The organism is Halosimplex litoreum (assembly GCF_016065055.1).
Classification (GTDB): Archaea; Halobacteriota; Halobacteria; order Halobacteriales; family Haloarculaceae; genus Halosimplex; species Halosimplex litoreum.
This window is the reverse complement of record NZ_CP065856.1, coordinates 845050-864629: the sequence shown is the minus strand read 5'-3', so window position 1 is coordinate 864629 and position 19580 is coordinate 845050. Positions and strand designations below refer to the sequence as shown.

The following is a 19580-nucleotide window of genomic DNA, read 5'->3' as shown; positions in this document are numbered from 1 at the left end:
CTTCGACCGTTCACTCGGTCGCGACGGGCCGTCCCTCGCTTCTGACGTTCCCGGGTCCGTCGAGAACCCTTCGACGACGGGTGTGAGATCATCTCCGTCACGAACCTCCCAAACCGGGTCGGTCGACGCGACCCCGTGGTCGACGAGTTGGCTCCCCATCCCGGGCCGGCCGCGAGGCGCTCGGTGTCGGCGAGCGACTGCGACACCGGGCATCGCGACGACCGCGACCCGATGGAAGCGCCGGACGGCTCCGCTCGCGCCAGCGTGACGACCGACGCTACGGGGTCGAGTTGTCGGCGAAAAACGGTAGTGAATCCAGTTGGCAGCCGGCCTCGTGACGGGCCGCCGCGAAGGGCGCCGACCGCCGCTCTCAGAACGGCGGGCTGTAGTCCTCGTACTCGTCCATCTCGTCCATCTCGTCGGTCTTCGAGGGCATCACGGCGGCCCGTGGCCCACCGGCGCGGACCACTTCCACGTCGTCGAGACCGTCGACGCTCTCGGGGAGGCGCTCCTCGATAGCCTTCATCGTCATCGGTGCGATCCCACAGCCCGAACAGGCGCCGCCGATCGCGACCGTCGCCGATCCGGCCGCCTCGTCGACCTCGCGCACTTCGAAGTTCCCGCCGTGGGCCTGGATCTGCGGCACGTTGTTGCTGAGGTAGTTCCGCGTCTGACGCTCGAGTCCTTCGGCACTCATACCAGCATCTTCGGCCCTATATATCATAAATCTGTGTGTTTCGGGTGGCCTAAAATCATGGCTTTCGGGGCCAGAGAGCGCTTATTTTTGGGCCTGCCGAAACTTTGTACTCGAAATTGGTATTTTTCGCACGGCCTAAAACACGACCGTCGGTTCACGCCGGTCCCGTCGACCGATGGGGACGGGCGAGCGCAAGCGGTTTGTGGATCTCTCGCGATACGGGGTGTAGAAGGATGGACGACGATTCGGCGGCGGCCGACGGTGTCGTGGGGGCGATCGAAGACGGTGCGACAGAGGCGGCGCGGTCCGGGCTGGACGCGCTCGCGGACGCTCCACCGGACGTGCGCAGCGACGCAGTCCGGGAGCTCCGGCAGGTCGCAGACGATCGACCCGCTCGGTTCGATGGACTCGCATCGGCCCTCGCGCCGTTGCTGGCCGACGAGGAGCGCTCGGTTCGGCTGACGACGGCGAAGCTGTTCGTCGCGCTGGCCGACGCCGAGCCGGCGGTCGTCGTCCCAGCGGTCGACCCCCTCGCCGACCGGCTAGCCGACGACGGGGAGTTCTACTACGTCCGCGCCCGCTCGGCAGAGGCGCTCGGGCTGGTCGCCCTCGACAGTCCCGACGAGGTCGGGTCGCCCGAGATCCTCGCCGATCTGCGGATCGGGCTGAAGTTCGAGGAACCGGCGGTCAAAGAGAAACTGGCGAAGGCCATCGAGTGCGTGGCGCTGGGCGACCCCGACCGGCTCAGCCACCAGGTGGGTCGTCTCGCCGAGCACCTCGGCGACGACGGCGAACTCGTTCGGTACCACCTCTGTACGGCGCTGGTCGTAGTCGGTGCCTTCCATCCCGGGAAGCTCGCCGAGGCGGTCGACCCGCTCGGCGACCGACTGGGCGACGCGGATCCCCACGTTCGCGCTCGGGCGGCCGAAGCGCTCGGTCAACTCGCCCGCTCGGACGCCACGGCGTCGCTCCCCCGCTCGGCCCTCGACGACCTCGCGGCCGAAGCGGACGGCGACAGCGAGGACGAAGCGGCGGCCTTCGTCGCCGAGCGGGTAGCGTTCGCCCGCGCAGGCGCCGCGGACGACGCTACCGAGGGAGTCACCGAACCCGGCTCAGTGGGGTCGCTCGATTCGATCCGCGCGTCGACCGAGCGGGCGGTCGAAACGATGACGACACCCGACGCCGACGGCGAGTGCCCACACTGCGGGCTCGAACTCCCCGAACAGGGACCGCCGATGTGCCCGCGCTGTGGCGCACCGCGGTGAATCTTCAGCATTTTTGGCTAGCCTAAAACCCGGAACGATTTTATACTGTTTAGGCTAGCCTAAACCCATGGCAGACGAGGTAAACGACGAGGGCGGACCGACGCGGCGCAAATACCTGACGTACGGCGGCGCCGTCATCGGCGGTGGCCTGTTCGCCGGCTGTGCGGGCGATAGCGGCTCGGACGGCGGTTCGGGTGGCGACGGCGGGGCAACCGACGACGGAACGCCGACCGAGACGCCGACGGCGAGCCCGACAGAGACGCCGACGCCGGAACCGACCGAAACCGAGGCGTCGGGCTCGACCGATTCGCCGACCGAAACGGACACGAGCTACGAGGCGTGTATCGAGCCAGCGGGCTGTCTCACGTTCGAGCGAGTGCCCGAGACGTACGTCGTCTACAACGGCGGCTGGGCGGACATGGCGTTCGCGCTCGGCCAACGCGAGGGGTTCGAGACGGCGGGGAACATGATCCCGGGATTCTTCTTCGAGCCGTTCGGTCTCGACGTCCCCGCGCAGGACTCGCTCACGTCGATGTGGGCCGAAGGCGGATGGGACAAGGAGACGTTCTACGAACTCGACCCCGACGTGTTCCTGATGGACCCGAACTACCTGCACGGAACGGGCTGGGACGACTCCTGGAAGCAAGCCGACACCGAAGAGATCCAGGAGAACGTCGCGCCCTTCTTCGGGAACAACTGCCGGCGGCGACGGGAGTTCCACGACTACGAGCTCTACACGCTGTACGAGGCCTTCGACCGCCTGGCGGACCTCTTCCAGGAGCGCGACCGATACGAGGCGTTCGCACAGCTCCACGAGGAGGTTCAGGAGACGGTCCAGGAAGGGCTGCCGCCCGAGGGCGAGCGAACGAAGATCGGCCTGATCAACGGCGGCTCCGAGCCAGCCAAGGGCAAGTTCTACCCGCTGAACACGCAGGACGAGGGCTACGAGATGAAGCCCTACCGGGACCTCGAGGTAGAGAGCGCGTTCCCGCAGGCACTGGAGGACCAGGGAACTATCGACTACGAGCAGCTACTGGAAGTCGACCCCGAGATCGTCGTCGTCCACTGGGGGATCGGCACTACCGGCGACACGAACAGCTTCTCCCCGGCAGCGTTCCGCGAGCAGTACGTCACCCCGATGGAGGAGGACCCGGTGGGAAGTCAACTCAGCGCCGTCCGGAACGGGAACGTCTACCCCGGACAGTACGGCGAACAGGGCCCCATCGTGAATCTCCTCCAGACCGAACTGGTCGCCCAGCAACTGTACCCCGAGGAGTTCGGCGAGTTCGACCCCGAGTCGTTCCCCGAAGTTCCCGAGGAGAACCGGCTGTTCGACCGCCAGCGGGTCCGGGACATTATCGCGGGTGACCTGTAGATGTCGACGCTGCCCGACGAGACGCCCGCGAGCGACCCCGACACCGCGGTCGACAGAGACGTGGTCGTCGTCGGCGGCGGCGCGGCCGGCCTCTCGGCCGCGGTGTTCCTCGCTCGCTACGGTCTGGACACCCTCGTGCTGGCCCGGGGGAACTCCGCGATCCACCAGTGCGCACACCTCGAGAACTACCTCGGGTTCCCCGGCGGCCTCAGCCCCCAGCGGTTCCTCGACCTCGGGCGCGCCCACGCCGAGGCGGAGGGGGCGACCGTCGAAGCGGACCACGTCGAGGCGGTCGACCCCCACGAGGACGGCTTCGCGGTCGAGACCCAGGACGGCCGCTCGCTGGTGACGAGGTACCTGCTCGCCGCGAGTGCCTACGACGGCGAGTACCTGTCGGCGTTCGAGGCAGACCTGGAGTCGGACGACGAACACGACTTCCTCGTGACCGAGGCCGGCCGGACGCCCGTCGACGGGCTCTACGTCGCCGGGTGGCTCACCCGGGACACCGTCCACCAGGCAGTCGTCAACGCCGGCGACGGCGCGCGCGCCGCAATCGCGCTCGCCCGCGACGACCTGACCGACCGCTACTGGCCGGCGATCGGGGAGCGCTACGTCGACTGGGTGGTCGACGACGACCGCTACGGTGGCGACGGCTGGCACGAGGACGTCGACGACTGGTTCGACCGGGAGATGGTCGTCGAAGACCTCGATGTCGACTCCGAGCGCGTCGAGCAGGCCCGCGAGGACCTCAAAGCGGAGTTCCTCGACCGCGGGATCGACGAGGCCGAGCGGGAGCGACGCGAGCGCCACGGGCAACAACGCCTGCTCGAGCACCTCGAAGACGACCTGGTCCTCGACCGCGCCCGCGAGATCCTGGCCGCTCGCGAGGCCGCCGACCTCGACGCCCTCGAGGCGGGTGAGTGACGATGGCGAGCGAATCGGCCAGCGCGACCGACCCGCTGTCGCGCCGACGTCGTCTCACCGAGTGGCTGTCGGGGTCGCTGTGGACGGTCGTCTTCGGGAGTTTCGCCGTGGTCGCGGCCGGCGGCCTGATTCAGGTGAGCTTCGGCACCTACTCGATGACGCTCGTCCAGGCCTGGCAGGCCGTCTTCAACCCGGAGGTCGTCTTCAACCTCCAGGCCTGGGAGGCGTTCGTCCTCGGTGGCGAGATGCCCGAGATGAACAAAGAGAGCCTGATCGTCTGGAACATCCGCCTGCCACGCGTGCTGGTCGCCGCGCTCGTCGGGATGAACCTCGCCGTCTCCGGTGCGATCTTCCAGGCGGTCACCCGGAACGAACTCGCGAGCCCGTTCATCCTCGGCGTCTCCTCCGGTGCGGGCCTGATGATCCTGCTCGTGCTCGTGGTCTTCTCGGGCGCGACGCTCGCGATCCCCTACGTCTTCGGGACGCTCGTGCTGGGCATCTCCTCACTGTTGCCGGTCATCGCCGCGCTGGGCGGGATCGTCGCGTTCCTGATCGTCTACGTCATCGCCTGGAAGAACGGTACCTCACCGGTGCGACTGGTCCTGGCGGGCGTCATCGTCGGTACCGTCTTCAGCAGTCTCCAGACCGGCCTCTTTTTCTTCGCCGACGACATCGGCGTCGTCCAGTCGGCCATCGCGTGGACGACGGGGTCGCTGACCGGCGTCGACTGGGAGCAGGTCCGGATGGCGCTGCCGTGGACGCTCGTGGCACTCGCCCTCGCGTTGGTCAGCGCCCGACAGCTGAACGTCCTCCTGCTCGGCGAGAACACCGCTTCTTCGCTGGGGATGAACGTCGAGAAGGTGCGCTTCGCGCTTTCGGGCGTGGCGGTGCTGGCCGCCGCGGCGAGCATCGCGGTGGCAGGCATCGTCGGCTTCGTCGGCCTCATCGTCCCGCACATGGTCCGCAACATCGTCGGCAGCGACTACCGGAAACTCGTCGTCGGCTGCGTCTTCGCCGGCCCCGCGCTGATGGTCGCTGCCGACGTGGGCGCCCGGCTCGGCCTGTCGATACTGCTGGGCAGCAGCGGCCAGATGCCGGTCGGCATCGTCACCGGCCTGCTCGGCGGGCCGTACTTCCTCTACCTGATGCGCAAGCAGGAACGGATGGGTGAGATCTGATGGCAGACGACGAGATACCGCGACCGGACGGCGGCGCCGACGCGGCGCTGGAGCGAGACGAGACGCGGGACCCGAGCGAGGACACGGACGGTGACACCGACGGGGACGGCGGGGGTGGGATCCCACCCTACCGCTCGAACGCCGGTGCCAGCGAGTTCTCGGGCGAGGACCTGGTCATCGGCTACCCGTCGGCGGACGAGCCGGTCGTCGACGGCGAGTCGATCGGGGTCGCGCCCGGCGAGGTGACGGCGCTGGTCGGTCCGAACGGCAGCGGCAAGAGCACGCTCCTGAAGGGACTGGCCGACCAGCTCTCGCCCGACGCCGGGACGGTCCTGATCGACGGCGAGGACGTCCACGCCTTCGAGACGAAGGCGCTCGCGCGGAGACTGGGCCTGCTCTCACAGGAGAACGTCGCCCCCGACAGCATCAGCGTCGAGAAGCTCGTCGAACACGGCCGCTACCCCCACCGGGGTTTCTTCGACGGGCTCACCGACGAGGATCGGGCGGCCATCGACCGCGCCATCGAGCTGGCGGGCGTCGACCACCTGCGCGACCGCGAGGTCGGCCAGTTGAGCGGCGGCCAGAAACAGCTGGTCTGGATCGCGATGGTGATCGCCCAGGACACCGACGTGCTCCTGCTCGACGAGCCGACGACGTTCCTCGACCTGCACCACCAGCTCGAAGTGATGGACATCGTGCGGACGCTGCGTGACGAGAGCGATATCACCGTCGTCCTCGTCCTGCACGACATCGACCAGGCCGCCCGCTACGCCGACCACATGGTCGCGCTCAGAGAGGGCGCGATCTACGAACGGGGCGCTCCCGAGGAGGTCGTCACCGAGGACCTGCTCGCGGAGGTGTTCGAGATCGAAGCCGAGGTCGACACGACCGAGCGTGGCCCGCAGATCGTGCCGATCCGGGCGCGCCACGACGACGAGTCCGCGCCGACAGGTGAGGCGAGTTCCGACGCGAGCGGAACGACTGCGAGCGAGAACGGGGCGAGTTCAGGACCGTGACCGAGACCGACGGCTTCGAGACGCAACTCGACGCCTACCGCGACAGCGTGTCGCGGCCGCTGTATCGACTGTTCCGCGCCTACGGGCCGGGCGAGAAGTGGTGGCTCCTGCTGGGGCTCGTCACGAGCGTCCTCGCGTACGGGACCGTACTCGTGACCCCGATCGTCCTCGGGACGACCATCGACGCCGTGTTCACGGGCGAGGGGACGTACGCGCTCCCGCTGGTTCCCCGGTCCTCGTTGCCGACCGACCCGACGGCGCAGTTCTGGCTGTCGTCGGCAGTCGTGGGGGCCGCGCTGCTGGGCGGGGCCGTCCTCCAGTGGGCCCGCGGCGTGGCGATGAACTACTTCGCCCACGGCGTCATGTACACGATCCGCGTCGACGCCTACGAGAAGATGCAGCGCCTGGACATGACCTTCTTCGACAACAAGGAGACCGGCGAGGTCATGTCCATCCTCAACAACGACACCAACAACCTCGAAGTCCTCTTCGACAACGCGCTGGGCGACAGCATCCGCATCGGCGTCATCGTGGTCGGCGTCACCGCCGCGCTGCTGTACACGAACGCCCAGCTCGCGCTCGTCACGCTCGGGGCGGTCCCGCTGCTGGTCGGATTCACCTGGTGGTTCACGCGGGTGATCGAGCCCCGGTACACGCGCCAGCGCGAGACCATCGGCGACCTGAACACCCGGATCGAGAACGGCCTGAGCGGCATCGAACTGGTCAAGACCACCAGCACGGAGGAGTACGAGAACGAGCGCGTCCGCGGTGTCTCCCGTGACGTCTTCGACGCGGAGATGGACGTATTGAAACTGAGTTACTGCTACCGGCCGGGGATGGAACTGGTGACCGGTGCGGCGCTGCTGGCGACCTTCGTTCTCGGCGGCCTGTGGGTGTTCTCGGGGCCGCCGCTCTTTCTCTCGGGTGAGCTGACGACCGGTGATTTCGTCGTGTTCATGCTGCTCACCCAGCGGCTGACCGGGCCGATGGCCCAGCTCGCGAACATCGTCGACTGGTACCAGAACGCGAAGGCCTCGGGCAAGCGTATCTGCGGGCTGATGGACGTGCCCGTCCGCATCGAGGACACGCCGAACGCCATCGCGCTCGACGACGTCGACGGCCGCCTCGAGTACGACGACGTGACCTTCGGGTACGACAGCGGTGGGGGCGACGCGGCCGCTACCGAAACCGTTCTCGACGGTGTCGATATCGAGGTCCAGCCGGGCGAGACGGTTGCCATCGTCGGGCCGACGGGCGCGGGCAAGTCGACCGTCGCCAAGCTACTGCTGCGGCTCTACGACGTTTCGGATGGAGCCATTCGCGTCGACGGCCACGACGTTCGGGACGTCCGGCTCGCGGACCTCCGGTCGTCGATCGGCTACGTCAGTCAGGACACGTTTCTGTTCGACGGGACGATCGCCGAGAACATCCGCTATGGACGGTTCGACGCCGACCGCGAGGATGTCGTGGAGGCGGCGGAGGCCGCCGAAGCCCACGGGTTCATCCAGGGGCTCTCCGAGGGCTACGACACCCGCGTCGGCGAGCGCGGCGTCAAACTCTCTGGCGGCCAGCGCCAGCGGGTCGCTATCGCTCGCACCGTGTTGCAGGACCCCGAGATACTCCTGCTCGACGAGGCGACCAGCGCGGTCGACACGGAGACGGAGTACCTGATCCAGCGGTCGCTCGACCGGCTGGCCGCGGACCGGACGACCCTGGTGATCGCCCACCGGCTCTCGACGGTCAAAGACGCCGATACGATCGTCGTGCTGGACGACGGTCGGGTGGTCGAACGCGGCACCCACGAGGACCTGCTGGCGGCCGACGGTCTGTACGCGGACCTCTGGGGCGTCCAGGCGGGCGAGATCGAGTCGCTCCCCGAGGAGTTCCTGGCAGGAGCCTCGGACCGGTCGGCCGACGCTCCGCGGTGACCTGTCGGCCGACCGGAACCAGAACGTTTTTCAATTTTTAGGTTGGCCTAAAAACATGGCAGACGACGCCACGGGAGACGACGTACCGACGCGACGGGAGTACCTGCAGTACGCGGCGGTACTCGGCGGCAGCCTCGTCGCGGGCTGTCGCGGCGACGGCGGTGGATCAACCGCGACGCCCAACGACGGCGTAGTCGGGACGCCGACAGCCACGCCCGCGGTCGGTGACGGCGATGTGACCGAGACGCCGACGGCGACACCCCAGCAGTCGTACTCTGTGTCGATGGCACCGATGGGGAGCGTCGAGTTCGACGAGCCGCCCGAGAGCTGGGTGAGCTACCTCAGCACGTACGGTGACATGGGCGTCGCCCTGGGGAAGGCCGATAGCCTCCAGGGGCTGTGGGACCCCGAAGGCATGCCGAACGTGTTCTACGACGCGCTGCCTGGCGTCGACGTTTCTTTCGAGGATGTCGCGCCGATCTCCGGTGGGGGGCAGTTCGACAAGGAGATATTCTACGAACTGGACGCCGACGTCCACCTGTTTGATCCCAACTGGCTCGGCGTCCTGGCCGACGACTGGGACAGGGATGACATCGAGGAGATAGCGACCGGGGTCGGTCCGTTCCTCGGCAACTACATCCGGCGGCGCGGCGACGACTGGCACGACTATCAGTACTACTCGCTGTACGACGCCTTCGAGATAGTCGCGGACGCCTTCGACGAGCGAGAGCGGTACGAGGCGTTCGCGTCCATCCACGACGACGTGCAGGGGACCATCGAGGAGAATCTACCCCCGACCGAGGACCGGCCGACGGTCGGGCTGGTATCGGTCACTTCCGACTTCGACGAAGGCACGTTCTACACCTATCCCGTTCAGGAGGGGAACAATCACAAGCAGTACCGCGACCTCCGGATGCGCGGTGCGTTCGACGATCACATCGAGGGGAGCTACGGCCAGTTCGACTACGAGCAGCTGCTCGAAGTCGACCCCGACGCCATCGTGTTCCAGTACGGCTTCTCGCACGTCTCGACTGAGGAGTTCGAAGCGAAGATGCAGACGATGCGTGAGGATTCGATCGGCAGCCAGCTTTCGGCCGTCCAGAACGACCGGCTCTACCGCGGCGGCACGTCCTACCAGGGGCCGATCATCAACCTCTTCCAGACGGAGGCCGCGGCGAGGCAGTTCTACCCCGACGCCTTCGGCGAGTGGAACGGGATGGAGACGCTTCGCGAGGGCGAACTCACGCTGTTCGACCGTCAGCGCGTCGCAGACGTCGTCAACGGCGAGTTCGAGGTCTGAGAGGCCGGCGAGGCGCGACGAGTCCGTTCGTCTCTGGTCCGGCTCACATCCGAAAGCTCTTTATATTTTTTAGGCCGGCCTAAAATCATGGCAGACGAGCCGAACGACGAGGCTGGATCGACGCGGAGAGAGTACCTGCTGTACGGCGCCGTCCTCGGGAGCGGGGTCGTCGCCGGGTGTGTCGGTGGGAGCGACGCGACGGACACCCCGGGGTCGGCCACCACCGACACGCCGGCGCCGACCGAGACGGCGACCCCGACGGCGACGCCGTCCGCGGACGAGACCGAGACGGCCACGGAGACGCCAACGCCGACGGAGACCCAGACGTACTCGGCGACGATGGCGCCGGTCGGGACCCTCGAACTCGACGCTGCTCCCGAGCGCGTCGTCGACGGCTGGGGCTTCGAGGCCGACGTGCTGACCGCGCTCGGCCAGGCCGACACGCTCGTCGCCTCGGAGGGCCCCCAGTTCTGGTTCACCGGGTTCTACGACAAGCTCCCGGGTGTCTCCGCCCCCGACCCGGACTCGCTCGACAAGGTCGTCACCGACGACTGGGCGGTCCGGACGGAGTTCCTCTACGAACTCGACCCCGATCTGTTCGCCAGCGACCCGAACCGCTATCTCACCTACTACGGGCTCTCCGAGGAGGAGGCCGCCGAGCTCCGCGACAACATCGCGCCCTTCTTTGGCAACGCGAGCCGTCGCAAGCGCGGCGACGGGTGGTCGACGTGGCCCGCGGGCGAGGAGTACCCCTACTACACGATCCCGGAGTACGTCAGCCGCTACGGCGACCTGTTCGGCGTGCCCGGGCGAGCGAGCGCGCTGAACGAGTTCTACACCGGCGCGCTCGAAGAGATGCGCTCGCGCGTGCCCGCCGAGTCCGAACGGCCCAGCGTCGGCGTCCTCAACGCTATGATAAACCCCGAGACGGAGGGTAGCTTCCACATCTACGACCCGTACACGGGCTTCGAGAAGACCCACGGGAAAAAGCAGTACCGCGACATGGGCGTCGTCGACGCTTTCGAGGGCGAGTACGGCGGCGAGTCCGGCACGAAGGTCGACTACGAGGGGCTGCTCGACGCCGATCCCGACGTGATCGTCTTCCACTTCGGGGTGAACTACCGCGACTGGAACGGCGAGGACGCGCTGCGCAAGACCGTCGAGGGCATGCGCGACAGCTCGCTGGGCCAGCAGCTGACCGCCGTCCAGAACGATGAGCTCTACGTCGGCGGCTCGGCCTACCAGGGGCCGATCATCAACCTCTTCCAGACGGAGATGCTCGGCAAACAGCTCTACCCCGAGGCGTTCGGCGAGTGGCCCGGGAAGGTTGCCTCCGGCAAACTCCCCGATATCCCCGCCGAGGAGCAGGTGTTCGACCGCCAGCGACTCGCCGACATCGTCACCGGCGACGGCTGAACGCGGACCGTTGCACGACCGGACGAGTCGGTCACCTCGCTGTCGCCACGAACGTGCGGCCCGTCGACCGGTCGCGGTCAGCTCGTCCGACTGGTTCGGTGACACATCGAAGGAATTAAATTATTTTAGGTCGGCCTAAACTCTATGGCAGACGACGCCAGGGCAGACGACGCACCGAGTCGACGAGAGTACCTGCAGTACGCGGCAGTGGTCGGCGGCGGCCTCGTCGCGGGCTGTAGCGGGAGCGGTGACGCGGAGACGCCGGAGCGGACGGGGTCGCCGGAACCGGCGGACGCGCGGGCCGACGCGGCCACGGAGACGGCCACCCCGACGGCGACGCCAGCGAGCGAAGTTGCGGAAGCGACCGCGACCGAGGCGCCGACGGCGACGCCCCGGCAGTCGTACTTGGTGACGATGGAACCGGTCGGTACCGTCGAGTTCGACGAGGTGCCGGAGACGGTCGCGCCCTTCACCGCCGACTACGTCGACATGCTGGTCGCGCTGGGTCACGGCGACGCCGCCGAGTCGATCTGGCTCCAGGCCCGCTACAAGACGCTGCACTACGAGGAGCTACCGGGCGTCTCGATCGACCTCGAGGGACTCACGGAGCTGTGGTCGGACGGCGTCTCGAAGGAGCCGTTCTACGAGATGGACGCGGACCTGCACCTCATCGACCCCAACGCACTGACCGACTGGTTCCAGGCGTGGGACCAGAGCGACCTGGAGGAGATCCGGGGCAACGTCGCTCCCTTCCTCGGGAACGTGATCTTCCGGCGGACGGACGACTGGCACGACTACCGCTACTACACGCTGTACGACGCCTTCGAGAAGGTCGCCGCGGTCGTTCAGGAGCGCGAGCGATACGAAGCGATCCGGGAGATTCACGACGAACTCGTCGCCGACGTGGGGGCACGCCTGCCCGCGCCCGACGGCCGGCCGAACGCGGCCCTCGTCTGGGGCGGAGAGGAGCCCGACGAGTTCTACCCGTATCGACTGTCCGGGAACGGGGCGAACAAGGAACACTTCCGGGTTCTCGGCCTGTCGGACGCGTTCGCGGACACGGGGATCGACGGGCTCTCGACGACCGACAGGGGCAGTCTCGACTACGAGGCGATGCTCGAGGTCGACCCCGACTCGCTGCTGGTCAGGACCCACGGGGAGGGGCTCTCCCGGGAGGCGTTCGAGGAGCGCGTCGTCGAGCACATGCGCGACCACCCCGTCGGCGGCGAACTGACGGCCGTCCAGGAGGGGCGGGTGTTCCGCGGCGGTCCGATCTACAGCGGACCGCTCCACAAACTCTTCATGATCGAGCGCTACGCGACAGGGTACTTCCCCGCGGAGTTCAGTGAGGACGAGCTGATCGACCGCGACCGGCTGGCGAGTATCATCACCGACGGCGTCGAGGCGTGACCGATAATGCGAGAGGAACTGACATGACCGACGACACCACTTCGACCGACGCACCGACCCGACGCGACTACCTGAAGTACAGTGCCGTCCTGAGCGGCGGCTTGCTGGCCGGCTGTCGCGGCGGCGAGTCGACTGCGACCGCTCCGGCGGCCGACAACGAGACGCCCGGCGAACCCACGGCGACACCGTCCGACACCGCGACGCAGTCCGCGACGACCACCGAGACGGCGACGGCCGGGGACACGTCGTACACCGTCGAGATGGCGCCCGCCGGCGAGGTCGCGTTCGACGCCGTCCCCGAGACGTGGATGACCTACTTCAGCACGTACGGCGACATGGGTATCGCGCTCGGCCAGCACGACGGCCAGGAGGCGGCCATCTTCGCGCAGAACTGGCCGACCCAGTTCTTCGAGTACCTCCCCGGTGTCGACGTCTCCTTCGCGGACGTCGAGCAGATCTGGGCCGACGGCGCCATCGGCAAGGAGACGTTCTACGAACTGGACTGTGACGTCCACCTGATGGACCCGAACTTCATCCAGCTACTGGACGACAGCTGGGAGACCGACGACTTCGAGGAGGTGGCGACGGAGATCGGTCCGATCATCGGCAACGTCATTCGACTTCGACAGGGCGACTGGCACGATTACGAGTACTACTCACTGTACGAGGCCTTCGAGAAGGTCGCCGCGGTCTTCCGGGAGCGCGAGCGCTACGAGGCGCTCAAGTCGGTCCACGACGAGTTCGTCGCGGACGTTCAGGCCAGGCTCCCGCCCGAGTCCGAGCGCCCCGAGGTCGGACTCCTGTCGGTCAACGACGAGTTCGAGACGGGCACCCTCTCACTGTACAAGGTGGCGGCCGGTAACGGCAAGAAGCAGTATCAGGACCTCGGGATGAACGACGCCTTCGAAGACCTCGACCCTCAGACGGCGAAGGACGTCGACTGGGAGGTCCTGCTGGACATCGACCCGGACATCCTCGTCTTACAGTACGCCGTCTCGCACGTGACCGCCGAGACCTTCGAGGAGAAAAAGCAGGTGCTGCGCGACAGCGACTTAGGGAGCCAGCTCACCGCCGTCCGGAACGACCGGCTCTACCCCGGCGGAACGGCCTACCAGGGGCCGATCATCAACCTCTTCCAGACCGAGATGGCCGCAAAGCAGTTCTACCCCGAGGTGTTCGGCGAGTGGAACGGCTACGAGACGTTCGCCGACGAGAGTGCCTGGCTGTTCGACCACCAGCGCGTGGCCGACATCGTCAACGGAGACATCTGAACCATGACCGACGACGACACCACCGAGACCGACGCACCGACCCGACGCGACTATCTAAGGTACAGTGCCGTCCTGAGCGGCGGCCTGCTCGCCGGCTGTGCGGGCGGCGAATCGGCGCCGACGGACCCGGCGAGCGACGGAACTACGCCGTCAGCCACGCCGACAGACACAGCGACAGAGGCGCCGGCCGACGGCGAACCGACAGCCACCGAGACGGCGACCGCGAGCGGGTCGCAGTCGTATTCGGTGTCGATGGCGCCGATGGGGAAAGTGACCTTCGACGCGGTGCCCGAAACGTGGGTGCCCTACGGGGGGGACTACGCCGACATGGGCGTCGCGCTCGGACAGGCCGAGGGAATGGTCGGCATCGGGCAATCCGGCGAGTACTACACCGAACCCTACGACGAGCTTCCGGGCGTGAGCGTCGACGAATCGGAGATCGAGGCGAACGACCTGGTCGAGGCGGGGATGTCGAAAGAGCTGTTCTACGAACTGGAGAGCGACGTTCACCTCATCGACACGGGGATGTTGCGCAACTGGTTCGACTGGGGCGACGACGACATCGACGAGATCCGCGAGAACGTCGCGCCGTTCCTCGGGAACATGATCTTCCGGCGGTCGGACGGGTGGCACGAACACCGATACTACACCCTCTATCAGGCCTTCGAGAAGCTGGCCGCGATGTTCGACGAGCGCGAGCGCTTCGAGGCGATGCAGTCGCTCCACGACGAGTTCGTCGCCGACCTGCAGTCGCGGCTCCCTCCGGCCAGCGAACGGCCGACCGTGTTTCTGACCTACGAAGGCACGAACGAGCCCGAGACGTTCTCGCCGTACCGGCTCACCGACCAGGGGACGAGCAAGAAACAGTGGAACGACCTCGGCGTGAGCGACGCCCTCGCGGGGACCGGCATCGAGAACCTCAGCACCGAGAACCGAGGGGAGCTCGACTACGAGAACCTCCTCACCGTCGACCCCGACGTGTTGTTGGTCCGTGGCCACGAGGGCAAGTCCGCCGCCGAATTCCGTGACACCGTCCTCGCCTACATGGCGGACCACCCCGTCGCGAGCGAGTTGACGGCGGTCCAGAACGGCCGTGTCTACCGGAGCGGCTACCTCCGCCAGGGACCGATCCACAACCTGTTCCTCACCGAACGGGCGGCAAAGCAGCTGTTCCCCGAGGAGTTCGGTGACGTGACGAGTGACGAGGAGCTGTTCGACCGCCAGCGGGTCACGGATATCGTCGACGGGGCGATCTGAGCATCTCGACGACACCGGTCCCGCCGGCGGTGGCCACGCGGGCGGTTCACCGCGACCCGCCGCCCTCCAGCTCTCGCAGTTCTTTCCGGATCGGCTCGCGCTCGAAATACAGGAGTTCGACGCCGACCGTCGGCGCGACCACGACGCCGAGGATCGCGACGATCCCGCCGCCGACCATCCCGCCGACCGCGATCGCTACCGACTCGGCGAGCCCGACCCGGTCGGCCACGCGTCACCGCCCCCCGCCGGCAGCGGAGTCGTCGTGGTCCGCCCGCTGGCACGACGAACGAGAGCCACGCTGGCGTCGTGGCCCCATCCCCGTCACGGTTCGGTCTGTGCTTCCTTGCGCCCGGAGATCCGCGTGGGCGCCAGCCGGAAGTCACTGAACGGTACGTCCTCGCGCGGCCGCTCGAAGATGTCGACCGACGGGATGTCGACCGCCCACATCCCCTGTGCTGCGACCGAGTCCTCGGGCATGTCGGCCACCGCTTCGAGGGTCCCGGTGGCGACGACGCTGCGCCACCCTTCGTCCGTCCGAGCGTACGACGTGAACGAAACCGGCTCGTCGATCGCCTCGGCTTTCGGACTGTCCGGCGGCACGGCGAGCTTGAAGTAGAAGTTCCCCAGGCCCTCGTCGTAGCCGTACGAGACCGGCAGCGTGAACGGGGGGTCGCCCGGCGGCGTCGAGAACGAGATGACTCCCGCCCCGCCGTGTCCGAGAAACGCGTCGCGCTCGTCCTCGCTCATCTGGATCCAGCGAAGGCCTTGCATACGAGTTCATTGGCTCTCCGCTTCGAAAGCTGTTGGGAGCCCGATGAGTAATCGTTACCGACCGTCCCCAATCGGGACGAGAGGCTCACCGAACGAGGGGTGAGTGGGATCCGAGCGATCGGTAGGCCGGAACAGCGTCCGTCCCGTGACGGGTCGGTCGTACGCGTCGGATCAATATATCTAGCCCGGGAGCGTCGGGGTGTCGACAGACGTAGTGCGACCACTTCTGGGGGGCTGGCTGGTTGTATCGGGTATGAGCCACCTGTTACCTCGAAAGTCACGAGCCGACCAGCCGGACGGCCAGCCGGAGGTCGTCGGGCTCGACGGCGTCGATTCCGGTGTCGTCTTCTCGGTCCTCTCTTCCGAGCTCGCCCGGTCGATCCTCTCGGAACTCTACCGTGAGCCGGCGACACAGTCGGACCTGGCCGAGCGTGTCGACACGTCGATCCAGAACGCCGACTACCACCTCGACAACCTCGCCGAGGCCGGTCTCGTCACCGTCGTCGACCAGTGGTACTCCGAGAAGGGGACGGAGATGGACGTGTACGCCCCCGCGGGCGACCCGCTGGTGCTGGTCGCCGGTGGGGACGGGCTGCTCGACGACGCACGCCGGGCCGTCGCGGACACCGAGGCGGTCGAGACGGCCAGCGACGGAGAACGGTGACCCTCGACAACGGTGCGCGAGGGCGACGGAACGGGAACCGGACCGTCTATAGTAGAATTTGAAAGACATCGCTCGGACGATCGCATGATCGCATGCGATCGACCGTGCAAACGCTTTCAAATTCTACTATAACTCGGAGACTCGAGTCGTCGCTCCATCCCTGGCTCGGCGCTCGCTCGGCTCCGGTCGACGGGCAGCGAGACCTATCGGGTCCGGAGTCGAGTCGGTGGTCGCAGGGGGCCGTGTCGAGTCGTGGGGGCCGAAGCGGGCGGGGACCCGGCTCGAATCGGCCGCGGGAGAGACGGGCCGTGGGACCGAAGACGGCGGGCGCGGCCCGACAGGGCGGTGGGGCCGACAGCGGTGGTGGCGGGAGCCAGCCCCGTTGGAGGGGGTGGGCCGAGGGGGTGGGTGGACTGTCCCCGTGACGACGAGCGGGTCCGGCGGAGGGGACCGGACGACTCGACGGAGGGGACCGGACGACTCGACGGAGGGGACCGGACGACTCGACGGAGGGGACCGGACGACTCGACGGAGGGGACCGGACGACTCGACGGAGGGGACCGGACGACTCGACGGAGGGGACCGGACGACTCGACGGAGGGGACCGGACGACTCGACGGAGGGGACCGGACGACTCGACGGAGGGGACCGGACGACTCGACGGAGGGGACCGGACGACTCGACGGAGGGGACCGGACGACTCGACGGAGGGGATGGGTCGAGTCCGCGTCACGGAGGGCGTGACAGCGACCGGATACTGCGCCCGCCTCCGGCCCGGGCGGGTGATCGGTGATAGCCCCCGGACCGTAATCAAACGGCGACCAGTGTTTCGGGCTCTGAAACACGCGGGTCCGAGCGGGGCCGCCTCGGGGTCGGGGACTCGGCGAGGAACGACTGGGAGATCGGCGGACACGGACGGTCCGGACGGCGCAACCGCGACTCCGGCGATCAACGCGAGCGGGCCGGTACCGGCTCGCGGTCGTCGGCGGTGGCGCCGGAGCCGACGTCGGACCCGGTGGCTTTCACCGAGAGACCGTCGTCGGTGAATCCGATGGTCAGCGAGTCGAACGCGGCCTCGAACACCGTCCGGTGGTGCCCCTCGGCGTCGCACGCGAGGTCGGTGTCGACGAGGCCGGCCTCCTGCAGCCGGTTCAGTCGTCGGTACACCGTCGGACGGGACGCACCACAGGCTTCCGCGATCGCTCGGGCGGGTTTCGCCTCGGTCCGGATCGCTTCGAGGATCGGTCTCGTGTACGCCGCGTCCAGCAGTTCCAGGAGTTCGTCGGTCGAGAGGTCGCCCGTCGCGTCGGCAGGCGTCTGGGCTGGCTCCGACCGCACTGATTCGGTGAGTACCATCGGTCCGTCTCGTCCGTACCGTCCGGCCCGACTCCCCTCGGTGTACTGGCAACTGGCGTTGTCCCCGCCCGGTCGCGGAGGCTACACACGTTGTGATGACAACTGATCGCACGGGTGCCGCGTCGACCGTGCGGGCGCGCTGTGGCCGGGCGGTCACCGCTCGGCGACAGCGCCCCGGTCGGGCGCGCTGTTTCCCGGTCTGAAACACGGTTCGACCCCTTAGGTACGGCCGCCGCGAACGGTCACCGAATGCAGAATCGTCGACCGTCGCATCCGAGTGGCCGTTGCGCGTCGGGCGGGCGAAGCCGGACCGGCCGTCCGCTCGACCGGTGGCGAACCGACTCCGGTCGCGCCGCCGGGCCGTCTCACGACCCGCCGACCGACGAGGAATCGGCGACCGATTCCGACCGGCCGGCGGGTCGGCGACCCCGTCCCGACGAGGGGTCGGGGTCCGACGACGGCGCCGACGACCCGACGGTCCGGACCGGAGAGGCCGACCGCACCGACCGGTCCGGCGACCGGGCGGTCCGGGTGCCGACCGACGACGCGATCGGCGGCTATCCCGACAGACAGGTCCTGGTCGTCGGGGCCACCGGGGTCGGCGCGACGCTCGCGCTGTTGCTCCGGCGAGCGGGGTACGACCCGTTGATCGTGGCTGGCGAGGACGCGCCGGTTCGGTCGCGGGTGACCGCCCTGACACCGTCGGCGCTGGCGACTCTCGACGCCGTCGACGTCGGTTCGACGGTGCGGAGCCGCGGCGTCGCCGTCCGTGGCGTCACCGTCCGAGACGTCGACTCGACTGCTCCGACCGACGCCGCGTCCGTCGGGGACCGGTCGGCGACCGAGGCGTCGCCGGTCCTCGTCCGGACCTGCGGGCTCCGCCGAGCGCTCGAAGCGCGCCTCGGCGGTCGCCAGCGCCGGCGCGACACGCCAGTCGTCGCCCTCTCCCCCCGTGACGACGGCGTCGCCGTCGAGTTCGCCGACGGCGTCCGCGAGTGGTTCGACGTGGTCGTCGACGCCGGCGGACTGGACCCTTCGTTTCGCCCGACCAGCCGATCCCTGGTCGAGTCAGCGACGCTGGTCCAGTACGAGACGGAAACGGACGACGGCCTCGGTGGGGATCGGATCCGGGAGCGGTACCACGACGCCGCGCTCGTGCAACGGCTCCCCTGTCCCGACGAGTCCCGTGAGTGCGTCCGGGTGACGGCCCGGGTCCCGGACCGCGGCCAGGCGAGCGACGACCTCGCCCCCGAGACGGCGTTGCCGAACGATATCGAGGTCCCGACGGGACTCGACGGTGCCGAGCCGACGACCGTCCGGCAGGTTCGAGTACCCGACCGGTCGCCCCCGCCCGGGTCCTGGGGGAACGGCCGCGTAGCCGCTTGCGGGCCGGTCGCCTGTCCCGTCGCACCGGCGACCGGGTTCCGGACCGCCCTCGCGGTCGAGGACGCCCTCGCGTTCGTCAGGGCGCTCACACGCTCGGGGCGACCGGCGTCGGCGGTCGTCGGCGCCTACGCGGCGGGTCGCGCCCGACGGCTCGCGACTCTCTTCGGGACGACTGCGGACGGTCGGTCCGACCACGACTACCCGGTTCCCGACGCCGCCGCGTCGCCGCTGGCGGCGGTCGGCCGCCTGCGGACGGTCGCGCTCGGTCCCGCGCTGTGCGAGCGGCTGGCCGCGCTCGAGCGAGAGGGTGTCCGGTGAGCTCGAGCGGCCGACTGCCGTCGCCGTCCGGGCGCCCCGGTTCACACG

17 protein-coding genes are annotated in these 19580 nt (G+C 68.3%); 13 read left to right on the top strand and 4 right to left on the bottom strand.

Going from position 1 to position 19580, the window contains the following annotated elements; translation table 11 throughout:
• Nucleotides 1-370 precede the first annotated feature (370 nt).
• Entirely contained in the window at nucleotides 371-697 is a 327-nt protein-coding gene (locus tag I7X12_RS04185) for a NifU family protein (protein WP_198062617.1), read from the bottom strand.
• A gap of 233 nt (nucleotides 698-930) precedes the next feature.
• Here I7X12_RS04185 and I7X12_RS04180 point away from each other — a divergent pair, with 233 nt between their 5' ends.
• From I7X12_RS04180 to I7X12_RS04130, 11 genes are all read left to right on the top strand, one after another.
• Nucleotides 931-1962: a HEAT repeat domain-containing protein gene (locus tag I7X12_RS04180; RefSeq protein ID WP_198062616.1), complete on the top strand. Its 1032-nt coding sequence runs from the start codon at nucleotides 931-933 to the stop codon at nucleotides 1960-1962.
• 67 nt (nucleotides 1963-2029) lie between these two features.
• Nucleotides 2030-3337: an ABC transporter substrate-binding protein gene (locus I7X12_RS04175; protein WP_198062615.1), complete on the top strand. Its 1308-nt coding sequence runs from the start codon at nucleotides 2030-2032 to the stop codon at nucleotides 3335-3337.
• Nucleotides 3338-4261, top strand: coding sequence for an FAD-dependent oxidoreductase (locus I7X12_RS04170; protein ID WP_198062614.1), 924 nt, complete (start codon nucleotides 3338-3340; stop codon nucleotides 4259-4261).
• Between the two features lie 2 nt (nucleotides 4262-4263).
• Nucleotides 4264-5439, top strand: a complete 1176-nt coding sequence (locus I7X12_RS04165; RefSeq protein WP_198062613.1) for a FecCD family ABC transporter permease — start codon at nucleotides 4264-4266, stop codon at nucleotides 5437-5439.
• Nucleotides 5439-6455 (top strand): ABC transporter ATP-binding protein, encoded by a 1017-nt coding sequence (locus tag I7X12_RS04160; RefSeq protein WP_198062612.1) that lies wholly within the window; start codon nucleotides 5439-5441, stop codon nucleotides 6453-6455. The genes I7X12_RS04165 and I7X12_RS04160 overlap by 1 nt, the downstream gene beginning before the upstream one ends.
• Complete coding sequence (locus I7X12_RS04155; RefSeq protein WP_198062611.1) at nucleotides 6452-8383, top strand: ABC transporter ATP-binding protein; 1932 nt, start codon at nucleotides 6452-6454, stop codon at nucleotides 8381-8383. The genes I7X12_RS04160 and I7X12_RS04155 overlap by 4 nt, the downstream gene beginning before the upstream one ends.
• Before the next feature lie 55 nt (nucleotides 8384-8438).
• A complete protein-coding gene (locus I7X12_RS04150) occupies nucleotides 8439-9683 on the top strand; it encodes an ABC transporter substrate-binding protein (RefSeq protein ID WP_198062610.1) in 1245 nt (414 codons plus the stop codon).
• A gap of 87 nt (nucleotides 9684-9770) precedes the next feature.
• Nucleotides 9771-11099: an ABC transporter substrate-binding protein gene (locus I7X12_RS04145; protein ID WP_198062609.1), complete on the top strand. Its 1329-nt coding sequence runs from the start codon at nucleotides 9771-9773 to the stop codon at nucleotides 11097-11099.
• A 144-nt stretch (nucleotides 11100-11243) separates the two neighbouring features.
• On the top strand, nucleotides 11244-12509 hold the full coding sequence (locus I7X12_RS04140) for an ABC transporter substrate-binding protein (protein WP_198062608.1): 1266 nt from the start codon (nucleotides 11244-11246) through the stop codon (nucleotides 12507-12509).
• A gap of 23 nt (nucleotides 12510-12532) precedes the next feature.
• The gene (locus I7X12_RS04135) at nucleotides 12533-13780 is read left to right on the top strand and encodes an ABC transporter substrate-binding protein (RefSeq protein ID WP_198062607.1); all 1248 of its coding nucleotides are present in this window, start codon (nucleotides 12533-12535) and stop codon (nucleotides 13778-13780) included.
• 3 nt (nucleotides 13781-13783) lie between these two features.
• Entirely contained in the window at nucleotides 13784-15037 is a 1254-nt protein-coding gene (locus tag I7X12_RS04130) for an ABC transporter substrate-binding protein (RefSeq protein WP_198062606.1), read from the top strand.
• Nucleotides 15038-15083: 46 nt separating this feature from the next.
• On the opposite strand, the gene I7X12_RS04125 is transcribed toward I7X12_RS04130, so the two are convergent.
• Together I7X12_RS04125 and I7X12_RS04120 are read right to left on the bottom strand one after the other, a co-directional pair.
• Nucleotides 15084-15266, bottom strand: a complete 183-nt coding sequence (locus tag I7X12_RS04125) for a hypothetical protein (RefSeq protein ID WP_198062605.1) — start codon at nucleotides 15264-15266, stop codon at nucleotides 15084-15086.
• Nucleotides 15267-15358: 92 nt separating this feature from the next.
• Nucleotides 15359-15808: a pyridoxamine 5'-phosphate oxidase family protein gene (locus I7X12_RS04120; protein ID WP_232343028.1), complete on the bottom strand. Its 450-nt coding sequence runs from the start codon at nucleotides 15806-15808 to the stop codon at nucleotides 15359-15361.
• 253 nt (nucleotides 15809-16061) lie between these two features.
• Here I7X12_RS04120 and I7X12_RS04115 point away from each other — a divergent pair, with 253 nt between their 5' ends.
• Nucleotides 16062-16472, top strand: a complete 411-nt coding sequence (locus I7X12_RS04115) for an ArsR/SmtB family transcription factor (protein ID WP_198062604.1) — start codon at nucleotides 16062-16064, stop codon at nucleotides 16470-16472.
• Nucleotides 16473-17420: 948 nt separating this feature from the next.
• Here the strand turns inward: I7X12_RS04115 and I7X12_RS04110 are convergent.
• On the bottom strand, nucleotides 17421-17828 hold the full coding sequence (locus I7X12_RS04110) for an ArsR/SmtB family transcription factor (RefSeq protein ID WP_198062603.1): 408 nt from the start codon (nucleotides 17826-17828) through the stop codon (nucleotides 17421-17423).
• 249 nt (nucleotides 17829-18077) lie between these two features.
• On the opposite strand from I7X12_RS04110, the gene I7X12_RS04105 reads away from it, so the two are divergent.
• Entirely contained in the window at nucleotides 18078-19532 is a 1455-nt protein-coding gene (locus I7X12_RS04105; protein ID WP_198062602.1) for an FAD-dependent oxidoreductase, read from the top strand.
• Nucleotides 19533-19580 lie beyond the last annotated feature (48 nt).